The organism is Rahnella sp. NRRL B-41462, from assembly GCF_003263525.1.
GTDB lineage: Bacteria > Pseudomonadota > Gammaproteobacteria > Enterobacterales > Enterobacteriaceae > Rahnella > Rahnella aceris.
The window spans coordinates 35,109-52,416 of record NZ_JYDF01000005.1 but is presented as its reverse complement, the minus strand read 5'-3'; the positions used below and the strand labels follow the sequence as shown (position 1 = coordinate 52,416).

The following is a 17,308-nucleotide window of genomic DNA, read 5'->3' as shown; positions in this document are numbered from 1 at the left end:
GTATCCTTGAGTTTGCGCCTGGGCGCTCATAATTCTGTTTTATGCTGTGACTTTGAGAACTCACACCTGCACGTCGCACACATCACACCATGCTGCGACGGCAGGGAAAACGTACGGCGAATTAACCGACGCTGTGTTCAAGGCTGATCGCCAGCAGTTTCTGTGCTTCGACAGCAAACTCCAGCGGCAGCTCGGAAAAGACATCTTTACAGAAACCATTCACAATCATGGAAATAGCGTCATCTTCGCTGATACCACGTTGCAGACAGTAGAACAGCTGGTCATCGCCGATTTTTGACGTCGTGGCTTCATGTTCCAGCTGAGCCGTATTATTGCGCACTTCAACATACGGGAACGTATGCGCGGCACTGTCGGCGCCAATCAGCATGGAGTCACACTGCGTAAAGTTACGGGCATTTTCTGCACTTGGCAGGATCTTCACCAGACCGCGATAGCTGTTCTGGCTGTGACCGGCGGAAATCCCTTTGGAAATAATGGTCGACTTGGTATTTTTACCAATGTGGATCATCTTGGTACCGGTATCCGCCTGCTGTTTACCACTGGTCAGCGCAACCGAGAAGAATTCACCGATTGAGTTATCACCTTTAAGAATAACGCTTGGGTATTTCCAGGTGATAGCTGAGCCGGTTTCAGACTGCGTCCAGGACATCTTCGAGCCAGCGCCTTCGCACAATGCACGTTTAGTCACGAAGTTCAGAATACCGCCGCTGCTGTCTTTGCTGCCGGAGAACCAGTTCTGCACGGTGGAATATTTCACTTCCGCGTCTTTGTGCAGGATGACTTCAACCACCGCTGCGTGCAGCTGGTAGGTATCACGTACCGGCGCGGAGCAGCCTTCGATGTAACTGACATAACTGCCTTCGTCAGCAATCAGGATCGTACGTTCGAATTGACCGGTTTTCGCTGCATTGATACGGAAGTAAGTCGACAGTTCCATCGGACAACGCACGCCTTTAGGCACGTAAACAAAAGTACCATCCGAGGCCACTGCCGCATTCAGCGCCGCAAAGAAGTTATCCTGCGCAGGCACGACGGTACCCAGGTATTTGCGCACCAGCTCAGGGTATTCATGAATTGCCTCACCAAATGAGCAGAAAATGACGCCCGATTCAGCCAGCTTATCGCGATACGTTGTGGAGACAGATACGGAGTCAAAAATCGCATCAACGGCGACTTCTTTGCCTTCACGAACCGGAACGCCCAGCTGTTCGAAAGCCTTTTCAACTTCGCTGGTCAGATAATTATTCGCTTCGCCCGCAGGAACACCGAGGGATTCGCCGCCCGATTGCTGCGTCGCACCCGGTTGTGAGCCACAACTATCATCGCAGCTGCCACAAGATGGCGCGGAATAATAGCTGTAATCCTGGTAATCCAGAGGCGTGTAATACGCCTTCAGCCAGTGTGGCTCTTCCATTTTCAACCAGGCATGATAAGCCTGCAGACGGAACTCCAGCATCCACTCAGGCTCGTTGCGCTTAGCGGAAATCGCACGCACCACATCTTCGTTGATGCCTGATGCTAATTCATCGGTTGCCAGCTGGGTAAAGAACCCTTCCTTGTAATTCGTCCCCTCGCCGACCCAAGACTGCACATCATCTGGAATTTCTACGTTGCTTCGTGACATGTTGGTTACATCGCTTTGTTTACAATAATCTTAGAAACAGAAAGTTTTAAACACCGAAACTTTCGCCACACCCGCAGGCATGCTGAGCTTTAGGATTATTGAATTTAAATATCTGATTCAGTCCTTCGCGGACAAAATCTACCTCGGTTCCGTCGATGAAAGGCATGGCCTTCAGCGGAACAAACAGCAAAGCGCCGTCATGTTCAAACACCAGGTCATCGCTGGCCGGTTGTTTGGTTAAATCCAAAACGTAGCCAAAGCCAGCACAGCCCGATTGTTTCACGGAAAGCTGGAGACCTTTGACTTCGGGATCCTGAGCCACCAGAGTATTAATCTGTTTCGCTGCAGAATCTGTCAGGCTAACGCCTTGCCATACGTTGTCGTCTAAAGAGAAAGAGCCGACAGTTTCAGTTTGCATCTGTCTTACCTCATAATTTTACGGTCATAGACAAGACCTATTGTCTCTATTCTAGTGATAACATTAATCACTTCAACCTCTTGTTTTAAGAGGGTATAGCGATTACACACGAGGAAAGACACTCAATGTGCACCGTCTTTACATCTGGCCACTGGCGGGTCTTGAACACCGCGACCATCAACTGATTGAATAAATTGTCAATTTTTTGTTAAAAATTGAAATAAACCTTATAAAATGTAAGGTTTAATAGCTTTCATTGTGTCTATTATAAAACATTCATCGGAAATGCCTATTTATGAATTCGCCATATTTGAAGAATTAAAGCTCTTTTTGCTTACTGGCTTAATTACACAAAAATAAAAAAACCGGATGAAAACGTTGATCCGGCGATTTTTTGCCAATATGATGTTCATTATTTGATAATGATTATCATTCAGATAACCCGGAATACTGAGAATGACTCAATCGGTAAATGCGTGGTTGCAAGGCAAGATCGACGAATATAAATCGAGTGTCCGCGATGCCACCGTGGATTTTTATATGGCGGATGCCGCCTTACGACGCCCGGATGCGCATCTTTGCCAGCTCAAACGCTTCAACAGCATCTGTCTGGATATGGCCAATCTGTGCCTGCAAAACGGGGATGATCACAGTTATCTTCATGCGTTATGCAAATTACATAACCGCCTGATCCTGGAAATCAACAGCGTGGTTCGGTGTGAACTCTTCCGTGTTCAGAGTTACCATTTCGCACGGCACACGTTAAAACTCATTTGTCAGTATTATGCCATGATGGGCATCTGGGAAAAAGCAACGGCATTTCAAACTGACTTTGCCAAACGCGTTCCGTTCCAGCTTTGATGTGCTTTCAACAGGTTACTTCCCTTTACTAAGTCAAATAAAAAAGCGGACACATTCATCATGCATCCGCCTGTCCACTTTCTGACTGTATGATCAGTGTTGATTAACAGCCTGTATTAATGTTCGATTACCATGGTCGTCAACCGCGATACGCAGCACAGATTCCCTTTCTGATCAAAAATCTCAATCTGCCACACCTGACTGCGGCGGCCGGTGCGCAATGCGCGGCAAACACCGCGCACATGCCCTTCCCGTGCAGACTGCATATGGCTGGCATTAATTTCCACGCCCACTACAGTTTGATTTCCTTCGCAGCATAAATAACCCGCCATTGATCCCATCGTTTCGGCCAGAACAACAGATGCGCCGCCGTGCAGTAAACCAAAAGGCTGTGTTGTGCGTACATCTACCGGCATGGTCGCTTCGAGGAAATCCTCACCCAACTGCGTGAACTCAATCCCCACATGGCCCACCATACATCCTTGACTGCGCTGATTCAGGGCTTCAAGCGTGGTACTCCGTTTCCAGAATGACATAATACTTCCTTATTGTTAGGGGATGATTTCCAGCAGTGCCTGTAACGGATGGCGAACACCGTTTCCTTCGATTCGTTTTACCTGGCTGCGGCAGGAATAACCGGTTGCCAGACAGCGCTGGCGTGGCAACCGTTGCAAAGAGGTATGCCAGGAAAGCTCATAAATTCCCAGTGAGTTTTCGAGATTCTTGGTTTCATGACCGTACGTCCCTGCCATTCCGCAACACCCGACACTGACGTTTTCCAGCTTCGCACCGTAGCGGGCAAAGATGTCGCCCCACTGTTTGCCGCTGTTGGGCAAGGCGGTGCTTTCCGTACAATGTCCGAACAGATACCAGGACTCGCCACTTTGTTGTTGTGCCGGACGCTCAGCCAGCCAGCTGTCAAGCCATTCATGCACAAGCTGGACCTGGAACGATCCGCGTGTGTCACCGAGAATTTCTTTATATTCATCGCGATAACACAGTACCAGCGCAGGATCGACCCCCACCATCGGCATTCCCAATTGCGATACACGGTTAAGGAACAGTGACGTTTTCTTCGCTGTTTTGGCAAAGCGGGTCAGGAAACCTTTTATGTGCTGCGCTTTGCCATTAGGTGAGAAAGGCAACAGAACAGGTTTAAGGCCCAGTTTTTCAATCAGACGGATAAAATCAGCAACGACCTGAGCATCATAAAAACTGGTAAACGGATCCTGTACGACCAGCACGTATTCACCACGCCGGGCAGGCGGAATGGCTTCCAGTTGTTCAAGCGTCATCTTACTGGCGCGATGCCCTGATAACTGCTCGCGCAGTGTCGGAGAAGACAGCAAAGGCAAATCAACCATGCCGATATTTTTCCGGCTCATCTCGCGCAACCAGGGTTGCCTGAGGAAGAAGTTGAACACCTTGGGGGCTTTGGCCATCAGGGGGGCATAGCTTTCAACACTCGCAACAAAATGGTCGCGTGCCGGGCGCAGATAACGCGTGTGATAAAGCTGCAGGAAACGTGAGCGGAACCCCGGCACATCAATTTTTATCGGGCACTGCGTCGAGCAGGCTTTGCAGGCCAGACAGCCGGACATTGCCTCTTTCACTTCATGGGAGAAATCATATTCGCCTTTATTGGCATGCCAGGTGTTACGCGTACGTTCGATCAGGCTGCGGAAACTCATGCCTTTCTCCGGCAGCGCATTCTCAAGCGCCAGCGGATCTACACCTTGTTCTGACAATAAACGCAACCATTCGCGAACCAGACCCGCGCGACCTTTTGGCGAGTGGATACGGCTGCCGGTAATTTTCATTGACGGACACATCGGGCTTTTCACATCAAAGTTAAAGCACAGGCCGTTACCGTTACATTCCATCGCACCGCGGAATGACTGACGGACTTCCAGCGGAATACGGCGATCCAAGGTTCCGCGTTTTGGCGCATCGACTTTCATCATCGGTTCATCGCACTCAAGCGGCGCGCAGATCTTACCGGGATTCAGGCGGTTATCCGGATCGAATACGGTTTTGATCCGGCGCAGTTCATGGAACAGCGCTTCGCCAAAGAATGCCGGGCTGTATTCTGCACGGAAACCCTTTCCGTGCTCTCCCCATAGCAAACCACCATATTTAGCGGTCAGGGCTACGACTTCATCGGAGATTTGTTTGAGCAATATCTCCTGTTGCGGGTCACACATGTCCAGCGCGGGACGCACATGCAATACACCCGCATCGACATGCCCGAACATGCCATAACTGAGATGATGACTGTCGAGCAGCGCACGGAATTCGACAATATAATCCGCCAGATGCTGGGGAGGCACACAGGTGTCCTCCGCAAACGGCAACGGTTTAGCCTGCCCTTTGGCATTACCCAGCAGACCGACGGCTTTCTTGCGCATATTATAAATACGCTCGATACCAGCCAGATCAGCGCAAATCTGGTAGCCAATCACACCGCCTTCTTTATCACTTATCAGGCTATCAAGGCGTTCGCACAACGCACTGACCTGAGTTTCAATCAGGTCTGCATCATCTCCGGCGAACTCAACAATGTTCAGTCCCTGCATGTCTTTGCCTTCAACGTCGGTGATGTAATCACGAACGCTGTGCCAGACAATGTCTTCTCGCGCCAGATTCAGTACTTTGGAATCGACGGTTTCAACCGATAGCGCCTTCGCCTCCACCATAAAAGGCGCATTACGTAACGCTGAATTAAAGGAGTCGTATTTGATATTGACCAGACGACGCACTTTGGGGATCGGCGTGATATTCAGACGCGCCTCGGTGATAAAGGCCAGCGAGCCTTCTGAACCGGTCAGAATGCGTGTCAGGTTGAAGGTTTGCAGATCGTCACTCAGCACATGGCGCAGGTCGTAACCTGTGAGGAAACGATTAAGTTTCGGGAATTTTTCAATCACCAGCGCGCGGTTATCACGACAACTGTCCAGCACGGTGCGGTAAATCCGTCCAATGACCGAATCCTCTTCACCCAGCTTATCGGCCAGCGCCGTCGGAATAGCGGTGGTATCCAGCATGTCGCCACCGAGAACAATCGCACGGACACCGAGAACGTGGTCAGACGTTTTGCCATAAACCAGCGAGCCCTGACCGGAGGCATCGGTGTTAATCATGCCCCCCAGCGTCGCACGGTTACTGGTTGATAACTCGGGAGAGAAGAAAAAGCCAAACGGGCGCAGATAATCATTGAGCTGATCTTTGATCACCCCGGCTTCGACCTTGACCCACCCTTGTTCCACGTTGATATCCAGAATGCGGTTCATATGACGGGACATATCAACCACAATGCCGCGGTTCAGTGACTGACCGTTGGTACCGGTACCGCCACCGCGCGGAGTAAACACGAGTGTTTTAAAACGTTCCTGCCCCGCAAGGCGGGCAATCAATGCAACGTCTGACGTTGCGATGGGGAATAAGACCGCATCCGGCAGCAACTGATAGACGCTGTTGTCCGTCGCCATCGTCAGCCTGTCGGCATAAGTTGTTGTGACATCACCCGTAAAACCGTTGCTTTTTAATGCTTCCAAAAAATCGAGCACCAGCTGGATGACACCCGGTGCCTGAGAAATCTGTGGGATCATTGAATTATGACTCTGTCTTTGTTGTATGCCTGGCGGGCCCGAGGCGACCTGCCGGATCTGCCGGGCAGATCCACCCTGTTCTTTATCCAGAATAAAAACTAACATACTTCGTTTTTAAGCGCTCCGTCTGGTTCACCTTTGTTGCAGATGTTTCATGACGTACCGCAAAAAGCACGTACGGCAACAACGCCTTGCAACTAATTATGTGGCGGGCTATCCAAAAGCCGTCGTATGTTCCATGCTTATTTTTAGCCCCCTGTTTATGAATATAGTGTTTGGAGGCACAGGGTTTGTGCCTTACTTCGTTTATCACATTGAGAAACATGAATGAATCTCCCAATTAAACGTTATGACTTGCCCCAGATTATGTTTGGGGTGCTATTTATTGCCCTGATGACCGTTGCCAGCATCTGGATTGTACAGCCCTTTATTCTCGGGTTTGTCTGGGCCGGGATGGTAGTCATTGCCACATGGCCATTAATGATCAAGCTCCAGCGCCTTCTCTGGGGACGCCGTTTTCTGGCCGTCATTATCATGACGCTGTTGTTGATCTTATTATTCGTCTTGCCTATCGCCTTGCTGGTCAGCAGCGCCGTGGAAAATGGTGCGCCGCTGGTCGAAATTGCGAGCCATCCTTCATCGTTACATATGCCTGATTTTCAGTGGCTGAACGCGATCCCGCTGGTGGGTAATAAGCTTTACAACGGCTGGCATGCCCTGATCAATGGCGGCGGGAACGCGCTGATGAGCAAAGTGCAGCCCTACGTCGGACAAACAGCAGCCTGGTTTGTGACGCAGGCAGGTCATCTGGGCCGTTTCATTGTCCACTGTGCGCTGATGTTATTGTTCAGTGCCCTGCTTTATAGCCGTGGAGAAAATGTTGCCATGGGTATCCGCCATTTCGCGGTGCGACTGGCAGCAGAACGTGGTGATGCAGCCGTTATTCTTGCCGGTCAGGCAATCCGTGCCGTGGCGTTAGGTGTCGTTGTTACCGCCATTGTTCAGTCAGTTCTGGGTGGGATCGGACTGGCCATCGCTGGCATTCCTTATGCCACCGTGCTGACCGTCGTGATGTTCGTGTGCTGCGTCGCGCAAATCGGTCCGTTACTGGTTCTGATACCGGCCATCATCTGGCTGTACTGGTCCGGCGACAATACCTGGGGCACCGTTCTGCTGGTATGGAGTTGCGTGGTTGGTTCCCTGGATAACGTGCTTCGCCCGGTTCTGATCCGCATGGGTGCGGATTTACCGATGCTGCTTATCTTGTCCGGTGTTATTGGTGGTTTATTTGCTTTTGGCATGATTGGCCTGTTTATCGGACCGGTCGTGCTGGCCGTCTCATATCGCCTGATTTCGCTTTGGGTCAATGAGGCTCCTGAGCCTGACATGGAACCTGAAGAAGCACTAAAAGCGCTGGATGAATAATTTCGTTGCGTTTTAACTGACCACCGGCGCTGCCCCTGATAATTCAACCGGGCAGCGCTTTTTTTATTCCTGCTTCCTTCCTGAATGACTCACACTAAAAACACTTCTTCTCATCAATTAGCATGAGAATAATATCTATTAGGAGAATTCTTACAGACTAAATACCTTGAGAAACTTAGTATTATTAACAGTTCGGATTTCAACCCACTGATTTATATACAAGCTTCCCCCTGAGCTGGTATATCCCAAATTGCTGTGTGTAGTCTTTGCCTGTCTGCTATGACGGGCTTTTTTTTTTATTTCTTTTCCTCACCGTTCTATTTATTCCGTAACCCGCTAACCGTTATTTTTATTCCCTTAACTTCCATCCCGGTAAAAAAGAAAAAGGCCGCCACCCGAAAGTGACAGCCTTAGCGTCAGTCATTAGTCATTTATTTACTTTTCAGCTAACGCTAACCAGGTCTGGACAACGGTATCCGGGTTGAGTGACAAACTGTCGATTCCTTCTTCCATCAGCCATTGCGCGAAGTCCTGATGATCTGATGGCCCCTGCCCGCAAATACCGACATATTTCCCCTGCTTCTTAGCGGCTTTGATTGCCATCGACAAAAGGGCTTTAACGGCTTCGTTTCGTTCATCAAAGAGTTCAGAAACCACGCCGGAATCACGATCCAGCCCCAGCGCAAGCTGCGTCATGTCATTAGACCCAATAGAGAATCCGTCGAAGTGCTCAAGGAACTGATCTGCAAGCAATGCATTTGACGGTATTTCACACATCATAATCACTTTCAGGCCATTTTCGCCCCGTTTCAGCCCCTGACTCGCCAGCTCTTTAACGACAGCTTCAGCCTGTGCCACGGTACGAACAAACGGGATCATCACTTCAACGTTAGTCAGCCCCATATCATTGCGCACGCGCTTCATGGCCTCACATTCCAGCGCGAAACAATCCCGGAAGCTGTCAGAGACATAACGACCCGCACCACGGAAGCCCAGCATCGGGTTTTCTTCGTGAGGCTCGTATTTTTCGCCGCCGACCAGATTGGCGTATTCATTCGATTTAAAATCGGACAAACGCACAATCACCCGTTTCGGCCAGAATGCAGCGCCGAGCGTCGCGATCCCTTCCGTCAGACGTGCCACATAATATTCACGCGGGCTGTCATAGCCCTGGATCATCTTATTGATGGTTTCCTGCAACTCCGCCGGCTGCTGATCAAACTCCAGTAATGCTTTGGGATGAACACCAATCATACGGTTAATAATGAATTCTAAACGCGCCAGCCCGACACCTTCATTCGGCAGACAGGCAAAGTCGAATGCGCGGTCAGGGTTACCGATATTCATCATGATCTTCAGCGGTAATTTTGGCAGCTCATCAATTTCAGAGCTCTGCACGGTGAAGTCCAGCTCATCCTGATAGACGTAACCGGTATCGCCTTCAGAACAGGAAACCGTCACTTTCTGGTTTTCTGTCAGTTTTTCAGTGGCATCACCACAACCGACTACCGCAGGAATACCCAATTCACGCGCAATGATGGCTGCGTGACAGGTACGCCCGCCGCGGTTGGTGACAATCGCCGATGCCTTTTTCATGATCGGCTCCCAGTCAGGGTCCGTCATGTCAGTTACCAGAATATCACCTGCCTTAACGTGGTGCATTTCGCTGATATTATGAATGATTTTTACCGGTCCGGCCCCAATGCGATGGCCGATAGCGCGGCCTTCAACCAACACTTTACTGCTGCCATTTAGCTGATAGCGTTCCATCACCTGACCGTTTGAACGAACTGTCTCCGGACGTGCCTGCACGATATAAAGGTTGCCGTTATGTCCGTCTTTCGCCCATTCGATATCCATCGGACGACCATAGTGTTTTTCAATCAATAATGCCTGACGTGCCAGTGCCTGCACTTCGTCGTCCGTCAGGGAGAAACGCGTGCTCTGTTCAGCCGGCACATCTTCAATCTGAACCTGTTTGCCATGTTCCTGGCTCGGAGCATATACCATGCGAATTTTCTTCGAGCCCATCGTACGGCGGACAATAGAAGGCTTATTCTTTTCCAGCGTAGGTTTATGTACGTAAAACTCATCAGGGTTAACCGCACCCTGAACGACCATTTCACCCAGACCATAAGCCGAGGTGATAAAGACCACCTGATCAAAACCCGACTCGGTATCAATGGTGAACATCACGCCTGCAGAAGCGAGATCAGAACGCACCATGCGCTGCACACCAGCAGACAGCGCCACGCCACGATGGTCGTAGCCCTGATGCACACGATAAGAAATGGCACGGTCATTAAATAAGGAAGCGTAAACATGTTTCACGGCGGTCAGTACAGCATCAAATCCCTGAACATTCAGGAAGGTTTCCTGCTGTCCGGCAAATGATGCGTCCGGCATGTCTTCGGCAGTTGCGGAAGAACGCACAGCGAATGACGCATCAGGCTCACCGTCGGAAAGCTGCTGATAGGCCTCGCGGATGGATTTCTCAAGTTCAGGCTGGAATGGCGTCTCAATGATCCACTCGCGGATTTGCATGCCCGCCTGAGTTAATTGCCCGATATCGTCAACATCCGTTTTATCCAGCAACTCATGAATACGGTGGTTGACACCGCTCTGATCGAGAAAATCATTGAATGCCTGAGAAGTCGTTGCAAAACCATTTGGAACTGAAACACCCAGATCAGACAAATTGGTGATCATTTCCCCGAGGGATGCGTTCTTGCCCCCGACTTTATCAACGTCCTTCATACCCAGTTGGTTGTACCAGATAACATTGCGTAAATCGGGATCGAGATGAGCCATGAAACAATCCTTTCTTATTTATTTACAGTAAAAGTCAGTAGGCGTGCAAACCGGTTGTCTAGTCATTGTCAGCGACGCTTTTTCTGTCATTTAACAACGCTGTCATTTTGAGATTAGCATAATGATCCATAAGAGATGGACAGGTGAATCGATCCAGCAAATCAAACTATTTTTGTTTAGGAAAATTCCACAGCAGCAAAATTACTCACGCGATGGAAATCAACAATATTCCTTATGAATCATGGAGAAGTTGCCTTTAGTTTCGAAACTAAATTAATGCTAACAGAGCTGCTGAAGCTCTGCTGAAGCAAATCAAAAAGCTGCGAGAAATCGTGGAAAATTTAAAATACCATTTCATTTATTACAGTCATTTTGCGCACTGTCTCGCAGCAATGAGCAGAACATTGCTGGCTGGAACGAATACGCTTTTTATTTCCTGAAATTCTGGTTATTACTAAATAAGCGATAAGTTGAAGATAAATGAAGTGCGATAACTCAGGAGCAGTTTGTGGACAGATGCGTGTTTTACATTTCGGACGGTACCGCGATTACAGCAGAAGTTTTAGGCCATGCTGTGCTTTCACAATTTCCGGTAAATGCCACAACCTATTCACTCCCCTTTGTTGAAAGTGAAGAGCGCGCCAAAGCTGTCTGCCGGCAAATTAATGAAATTTTTGAGAAAACCGGTGCCCGCCCACTGGTGTTTTATTCCATCATTTCACCCAACATCCGCGACATCATTAAAAACAGTGAGGGCTTCTGTCAGGATATTGTTCAGTCGCTGGTCGCCCCCTTACAGAATGAGCTGGGCGTAGATCCTACCCCAATTGCCAACCGGACGCATGGCCTGACAGCCAGCAACATCAGCAAATACGATGCGCGCATTGCCGCGATTGATTACACGCTGGCCCACGACGACGGGATTTCCCTGCGCAACCTCGATCAGGCGCAGGTGATTTTACTGGGGGTCTCGCGTTGCGGTAAAACGCCGACCAGCCTTTATCTGGCATTACAGTTTGGTATCCGCGCGGCTAACTACCCATTTACCGCCGACGATATGGACAATATCCAGTTACCTGCCGCGTTAAAACCGCATATGCATAAGCTATTTGGCCTGACGATTGACCCGGAACGACTGACGGCAATTCGCCAGGAACGCGTTGAAAACAGCCGCTATGCATCTTTGCGCCAGTGCCGGATGGAAGTCTCTGAGGTAGAAGCCTTATTCCGCAAAAATCAGATCCGTTACCTCAACAGTACAAATTATTCTGTTGAGGAGATTTCGGCGAAGATCATGGACAGCTTCGGCATGAGTCGCCGGATGTTCTGAATCCTTTTACTGATGTAGATGGCATATCCTGCCGCCAATGGTTGAATTCATCGGGTTTTGCGTTATTGTGATCGGCATCACTTCCCGGTATTCCTGCCGCAGCGAAGAAACAAATTTTTCGAGAACACGATGTCACAAACAGATGAACTGCGTACGACGCGCATCGACAGCCTGATTACGCCTCAGGCACTGGCAGACAAACTGCCAATTTCCCCGTCGGTCGCACAACACGTGATGGAATCACGTAAACGAATTGAAAAGATTATCAGCGGTGAAGATCAGCGGTTGCTGGTCGTTGTTGGCCCCTGCTCAATCCACGATATAGAAGCGGCTATTGATTACGCGGGCAAGCTCAGCGTATTGCGTGAAAAGTATCAGGATCGCCTGGAAATCGTCATGCGTACGTACTTTGAAAAGCCACGTACCGTTGTCGGCTGGAAAGGCCTGATTTCAGACCCTGAACTGAACGGTTCCTGCCGTGTGAATGACGGTATTGAGCTGGCACGTAAGGTATTACTGACCGTCAACCAACTAGGCATCCCGACAGCGACCGAATTCCTTGATATGGTGATCGGACAATATATTGCCGACTTGATCAGCTGGGGTGCCATCGGCGCTCGCACCACCGAAAGTCAGATCCACCGCGAAATGGCCTCGGCACTTTCCTGCCCTGTTGGTTTTAAAAATGGCACTGACGGAAATACCCGCATCGCCATCGATGCTATCCGTTCGTCGCGCACCAGTCATATGTTCCTGTCACCGGACAAAAAGGGTCAGATGACCATTTACCGTACCGCCGGCAACCCTTACGGCCATGTGATTATGCGTGGAGGTAAAAAACCGAATTATCATGCGGATGACCTCGAACAAGCCTGCCTGAATCTGGCGGAATTCGATTTGCCGCAGCGGCTGGTGGTCGATTTCAGTCATGGCAACTGCCAGAAACAGCACCGTCGTCAGCTTGAGGTAGCAGAAGATATTTGCCAGCAAATCATCAGCGGTTCAACTGCCATTGCGGGCATCATGGCGGAAAGTTTCCTGGTTGAAGGCACACAGCCCATCGTTCCCGGCAAACCTCTGATTTACGGCAAATCGATTACCGACCCATGTCTGAGTTGGGAAGACACCGAGACATTACTCTCAATGCTTGCGCAGGCAACAAACAGCCGGTTCTGATCACTTTGCTGTAACCTTCTTAAGGGCAACTTTGGTTGCCCTTTTTTGTGTCAGTAGCAGGCCTGAGGGCGTGTAACCCTCTGTCTGTTCTGATGCTTCTCCGCGCATCCCCTCCGGCTTCCCCTCTTAAATTAAGGGGTTAACGCCACAGAATTACATTCCAGCGACAAAAATTTTCTTGATGTGTTTAGGTAATGATTTGATAATGATTATCAAATTGATATTAATTCCTATTACCATGCGTATATTAAACGTACTCTTGCCATAAATATTTTTACAAATCATTCACATAACATCGCAAGCTTTATCCGCCAAAGAGCGGGTGACTTTAGACAACGAGGAAACAGCAATGCATTCAGTTCACTATCAGGACTATTTACAGGCAAAAGAAGCTAATCCCGGTAAATATGCCCGCGATCTGGCGGGAATTTTACGGATAAGCGAAGCTGAGTTAACGGCTTTACGTGTTTCCCATGATGCTGCGCGTCTGGATGTTGATGCCCGTAGCTTGCTGGCTGCTCTGGAGAATGTCGGTGGCACCAAGTCAATCACCCGTAACAACTTTGCCGTACACGAGCAGGAAGGTCGCTATGAGAATCAGCATCTCAGCGGTCACGCCGGTCTGATCCTTAATCCACGCGCGCTGGACCTGCGTTTGTTCCTGCAACACTGGCTGCACATTTTCAGCCTGTCAGAAACCACGGCCCGCGGCGTTCGCCACAGCATTCAGTTCTTCGATGCGCACGGTGATGCCGTTCATAAAGTGTATAACACCGATGAAACTGACATGGCAGCATGGGACGCGCTGATTGCGCAGTACAAAAGTGACGTCAATCCTCCGCTGCAAATTGAAGTCGCCCCTGAAGTTCCGGCTCCGACGACTGCCGCCGACACCAGCACTCTCGATGCTGAATGGCGTGCAATGACCGACGTTCACCAGTTCTTCCAGTTGCTGAAACGTCACGATGTCACCCGCCAGCAAGCGTTTAAAGCTGTCGGGGATGATCTGGCATGGCGCGTCGATAACGGCTCGCTGACGCGTTTACTGAATATCGCCAAAGATGACCAAAACGAAATCATGATTTTTGTAGGCAACCGGGGTTGCGTGCAAATTTTCACCGGTCCGATTGAAAAGGTCATGCCGCACGGTGAATGGATTAACGTCTTCAACAAACAGTTCACCCTGCATCTGGTGGAAAGTGCTATCGCGGAAAGCTGGATCACCCGTAAGCCGACCAAAGACGGTTTCGTGACCAGCCTGGAGTTATTTGCCGCTGATGGTACGCAGATCGCGCAACTTTACGGTCAGCGTAACGAAGGCAATCCTGAACAAACTCAGTGGCGGGAACAACTGGCGCAACTTAGCAATGAAGGTGTTGCAGCATGAACAAAACCTTGAAAATGGTGGCCGCTATTACAGCATTGCTGGCGACCCCGATGCTGTATGCCGCTGAAAAGCTTGTCAGTATTGGCGGTGACGTTACCGAAATTGTTTACGCACTCGGTGCGGGCAACGAAGTGGTCGCCCGCGACAGTACCAGCTTGCGTCCGCAGGCAGTACTGGCCCTGCCGGACGTCGGTTATATGCGCCAGCTCAATACTGAAGGGATTTTGTCTATGCACCCGTCGCTGGTGCTGAGCAGCGAACTGGCAGAACCCTCACTGGTGTTAAAACAGCTTGAGCAGAACGGCGTAAAAGTGGTTCGTGTGCCGGGGAAACCTTCTGCGGACATCGTCCCGGATAAAATCGAAGTAATTGCCGCAGCGCTGAACCGTCAGGCGGAAGGTGAAAAACTGATCGCGACCTATCGTTCGCAGATTTCTGCTATTCAACACGATGCCCTGCCGGTAAAAATGTTGTTTGTGATGAGCCACGGTGGCATGTCATCTATGGCAGCAGGTCAGAATACTGCGGCAGATGCGATGATTACGTCTGTCGGGGCGAAAAATGCCATGCAGGGATTCAGTCGTTACCGTCCGCTGTCACAGGAAGGGGTGATTGCCGGTGCGCCGGATATCCTGCTACTGACCGCTGACGGAGTTAAAACCCTGGGTGGAATGGATCAGGTGTGGAAACTGCCGGGTGTTGCTATGACGCCTGCGGGCAAAAATAAGCGTGTGCTGGTCATCGATGATATGTCCCTGCTGGGCTTTGGTTTGCAAACACCTGCGGTGATGGCACAACTTCGTCAGGCTGCGGAACAAGCAAAATGAGTAGCATGAGCCCTCCGGTGCCGTCAGGTCGCCGTTCGCCAGTTTGGGCGATGATTGGCCTTGGCGGCGCTCTGCTGGTGCTGGCCGTGATGGCCGCGAATACCGGCGCGATGTCACTGTCGTTAAGGACGTTACTCGCACGTCCATTTGGCGATAGTTTATGGCAGGTCTGGCTGACAATCCGCCTTCCCCGCGTGCTGCTGGCTGTGGTAGTCGGTTGCGCGCTGGCCAGTTCCGGTGCGGTTATGCAGGGATTGTTTCGCAACCCGCTGGCGGACCCCGGCCTGCTTGGGATCAGCAGCGGCGCGGCGCTTGCGGTTGCCCTGACTATAGTGATGCCACTGGCATTGCCACCCTTGCTGGCCCTGTACAGCCATATGATCAGCGCATTTGCTGGCAGTCTGGCCATTTCAGCCATCGTCTTTACACTGAGTCGTTTCGGCCATGGTGGGTTATCGCGCTTACTGCTTGCCGGTATTGCCATCAATGCACTGTGCGGTGCCGCTGTCGGCGTGCTGACCTACGTCAGTGATGACCAGCAGTTACGCCAGTTCTCTTTGTGGAGCATGGGCAGTCTCGGGCAGGCGCAATGGCCGACACTGGCTGTGGCCTCTTCGCTGATCCTGCCAGCCTGTGTTGCGGCCCTGTTCATGGCGCGGCGCCTGAATATCCTGCAATTAGGTGAAGAAGACGCGCACTATCTCGGTGTGAATGTCCGCCGCACGCAGTTGCAATTATTGCTGCTGAGCGCCCTGCTGGTCGGGGCTGCTGTCGCGGTTTCTGGTGTGATCGGTTTTATCGGTCTGGTGATCCCGCACCTGTTGCGGATGCGTATTGGCGCAGACCACCGCTGGCTATTACCGGGATCGGCCATGGCGGGTGCCTGCCTGCTTTTGCTCGCTGACACGCTGGCCCGCACACTGGTTGCTCCGGCAGAAATGCCGGTGGGATTGCTCACCAGCCTGATTGGCGGGCCGTATTTCTTATGGCTGATCCTGCGCCCGGGAGTTCCGCGTAATGTCTGACTTTACTTCATCAATGGTTGCAGAAAATCTGACGTATTCCGTCAATAGCCGCCGGTTAATTGACGATGTTTCACTCAGCTTGCAAAGCGGAGAGATGGTGGCGTTGATTGGGCCAAACGGTGCCGGAAAATCAACACTGATGCGTATGCTGACCGGCTACCTGATGCCACAATCGGGGCAGATTTCGCTTCAGGGAAGGCAACTCAATGACTGGCCAGCACAGGAACTGGCGCGCACCCGGGCAGTTATGCGTCAGAACAGTACATTGGCGTTTGGCTTTAGCGTGCGGGAAGTACTGACACTCGGGCGTTCACCGCACGGTCAGCAAAATATGCAACGGGCACTGACTGAAGTCATGACGCAAACCGATTGTCTGAATCTGGCAGAAAGAGATTATCGCCATTTATCGGGGGGCGAACAGCAGCGGGTTCAACTGGCGCGGGTACTGATCCAGCTCTGGCAACCCGCCCCTTCCTCACGCTGGTTGTTTCTCGATGAACCTACATCGGCGCTGGATTTATATCATCAGCAACACGCGTTGCGTTTGCTGCGACAGCTAACCCGGCAAACGCCGCTGGCGGTATGTTGCGTGCTGCATGATCTCAATCTTGCAGCGTTGTATGCCGACCGGATTATTTTATTGCACGGCGGAAAAGTGGTCGCCAGCGGGACGCCCGTTGACGTACTGAGCGAGGCCATACTGAGCCGCTGGTATCAGGCCGATTTGAACGTCTGCCCGCATCCGGAAACCGCATTGCCGCAAGTTTTCTTACGCCAGTAGAGACGGTTCAATAA

At 50.8% G+C, this 17,308-nt stretch carries 13 protein-coding genes and 1 other RNA gene; 9 read left to right on the top strand and 5 right to left on the bottom strand.

What is annotated here, in order from left to right; translation table 11 throughout:
* Positions 1-121: 121 nt before the first annotated feature.
* Positions 122-1,645 (bottom strand): Fe-S cluster assembly protein SufB, encoded by a 1,524-nt coding sequence (gene sufB, locus UC14_RS01640; RefSeq protein WP_013576100.1) that lies wholly within the window; start codon positions 1,643-1,645, stop codon positions 122-124.
* Positions 1,646-1,691: 46 nt separating this feature from the next.
* Positions 1,692-2,063: a Fe-S cluster assembly scaffold SufA gene (gene sufA, locus UC14_RS01635; protein WP_013576101.1), complete on the bottom strand. Its 372-nt coding sequence runs from the start codon at positions 2,061-2,063 to the stop codon at positions 1,692-1,694.
* A 456-nt stretch (positions 2,064-2,519) separates the two neighbouring features.
* On the opposite strand from sufA, the gene UC14_RS01630 reads away from it, so the two are divergent.
* Entirely contained in the window at positions 2,520-2,924 is a 405-nt protein-coding gene (locus UC14_RS01630; protein WP_013576102.1) for a hypothetical protein, read from the top strand.
* Between the two features lie 116 nt (positions 2,925-3,040).
* On the opposite strand, the gene UC14_RS01625 is transcribed toward UC14_RS01630, so the two are convergent.
* Positions 3,041-3,460 (bottom strand): hotdog fold thioesterase, encoded by a 420-nt coding sequence (locus UC14_RS01625; RefSeq protein WP_013576103.1) that lies wholly within the window; start codon positions 3,458-3,460, stop codon positions 3,041-3,043.
* Between the two features lie 15 nt (positions 3,461-3,475).
* A complete protein-coding gene (locus UC14_RS01620; RefSeq protein ID WP_013576104.1) occupies positions 3,476-6,532 on the bottom strand; it encodes an FAD-binding and (Fe-S)-binding domain-containing protein in 3,057 nt (1,018 codons plus the stop codon).
* Between the two features lie 327 nt (positions 6,533-6,859).
* On the opposite strand from UC14_RS01620, the gene ydiK reads away from it, so the two are divergent.
* Both ydiK and rprA read left to right on the top strand, forming a co-directional pair.
* Positions 6,860-7,957, top strand: a complete 1,098-nt coding sequence (gene ydiK, locus UC14_RS01610) for an AI-2E family transporter YdiK (protein WP_013576106.1) — start codon at positions 6,860-6,862, stop codon at positions 7,955-7,957.
* Between the two features lie 187 nt (positions 7,958-8,144).
* Positions 8,145-8,255, top strand: an RNA gene (rprA, locus tag UC14_RS01605) — antisense sRNA RprA.
* A gap of 137 nt (positions 8,256-8,392) precedes the next feature.
* On the opposite strand, the gene ppsA is transcribed toward rprA, so the two are convergent.
* Positions 8,393-10,768: a phosphoenolpyruvate synthase gene (gene ppsA, locus UC14_RS01600; protein ID WP_112152175.1), complete on the bottom strand. Its 2,376-nt coding sequence runs from the start codon at positions 10,766-10,768 to the stop codon at positions 8,393-8,395.
* Positions 10,769-11,276: 508 nt separating this feature from the next.
* Between ppsA and UC14_RS01595 the strand changes: the two genes are divergently transcribed.
* From UC14_RS01595 to UC14_RS01570, 6 genes are all read left to right on the top strand, one after another.
* Complete coding sequence (locus tag UC14_RS01595) at positions 11,277-12,098, top strand: pyruvate, water dikinase regulatory protein (RefSeq protein ID WP_013576108.1); 822 nt, start codon at positions 11,277-11,279, stop codon at positions 12,096-12,098.
* Positions 12,099-12,227: 129 nt separating this feature from the next.
* Entirely contained in the window at positions 12,228-13,274 is a 1,047-nt protein-coding gene (locus UC14_RS01590; protein WP_037035279.1) for a 3-deoxy-7-phosphoheptulonate synthase, read from the top strand.
* Between the two features lie 349 nt (positions 13,275-13,623).
* Positions 13,624-14,661: a hemin-degrading factor gene (locus tag UC14_RS01585; protein WP_013576110.1), complete on the top strand. Its 1,038-nt coding sequence runs from the start codon at positions 13,624-13,626 to the stop codon at positions 14,659-14,661.
* Positions 14,658-15,488, top strand: coding sequence for a hemin ABC transporter substrate-binding protein (locus UC14_RS01580; protein WP_112152174.1), 831 nt, complete (start codon positions 14,658-14,660; stop codon positions 15,486-15,488). Before UC14_RS01585 ends, UC14_RS01580 begins: the two co-directional genes overlap by 4 nt.
* Positions 15,485-16,513 (top strand): iron ABC transporter permease, encoded by a 1,029-nt coding sequence (locus tag UC14_RS01575; RefSeq protein WP_013576112.1) that lies wholly within the window; start codon positions 15,485-15,487, stop codon positions 16,511-16,513. Before UC14_RS01580 ends, UC14_RS01575 begins: the two co-directional genes overlap by 4 nt.
* On the top strand, positions 16,506-17,294 hold the full coding sequence (locus UC14_RS01570; RefSeq protein WP_013576113.1) for a heme ABC transporter ATP-binding protein: 789 nt from the start codon (positions 16,506-16,508) through the stop codon (positions 17,292-17,294). The genes UC14_RS01575 and UC14_RS01570 overlap by 8 nt, the downstream gene beginning before the upstream one ends.
* The last annotated feature ends 14 nt before the right edge of the window (positions 17,295-17,308 follow it).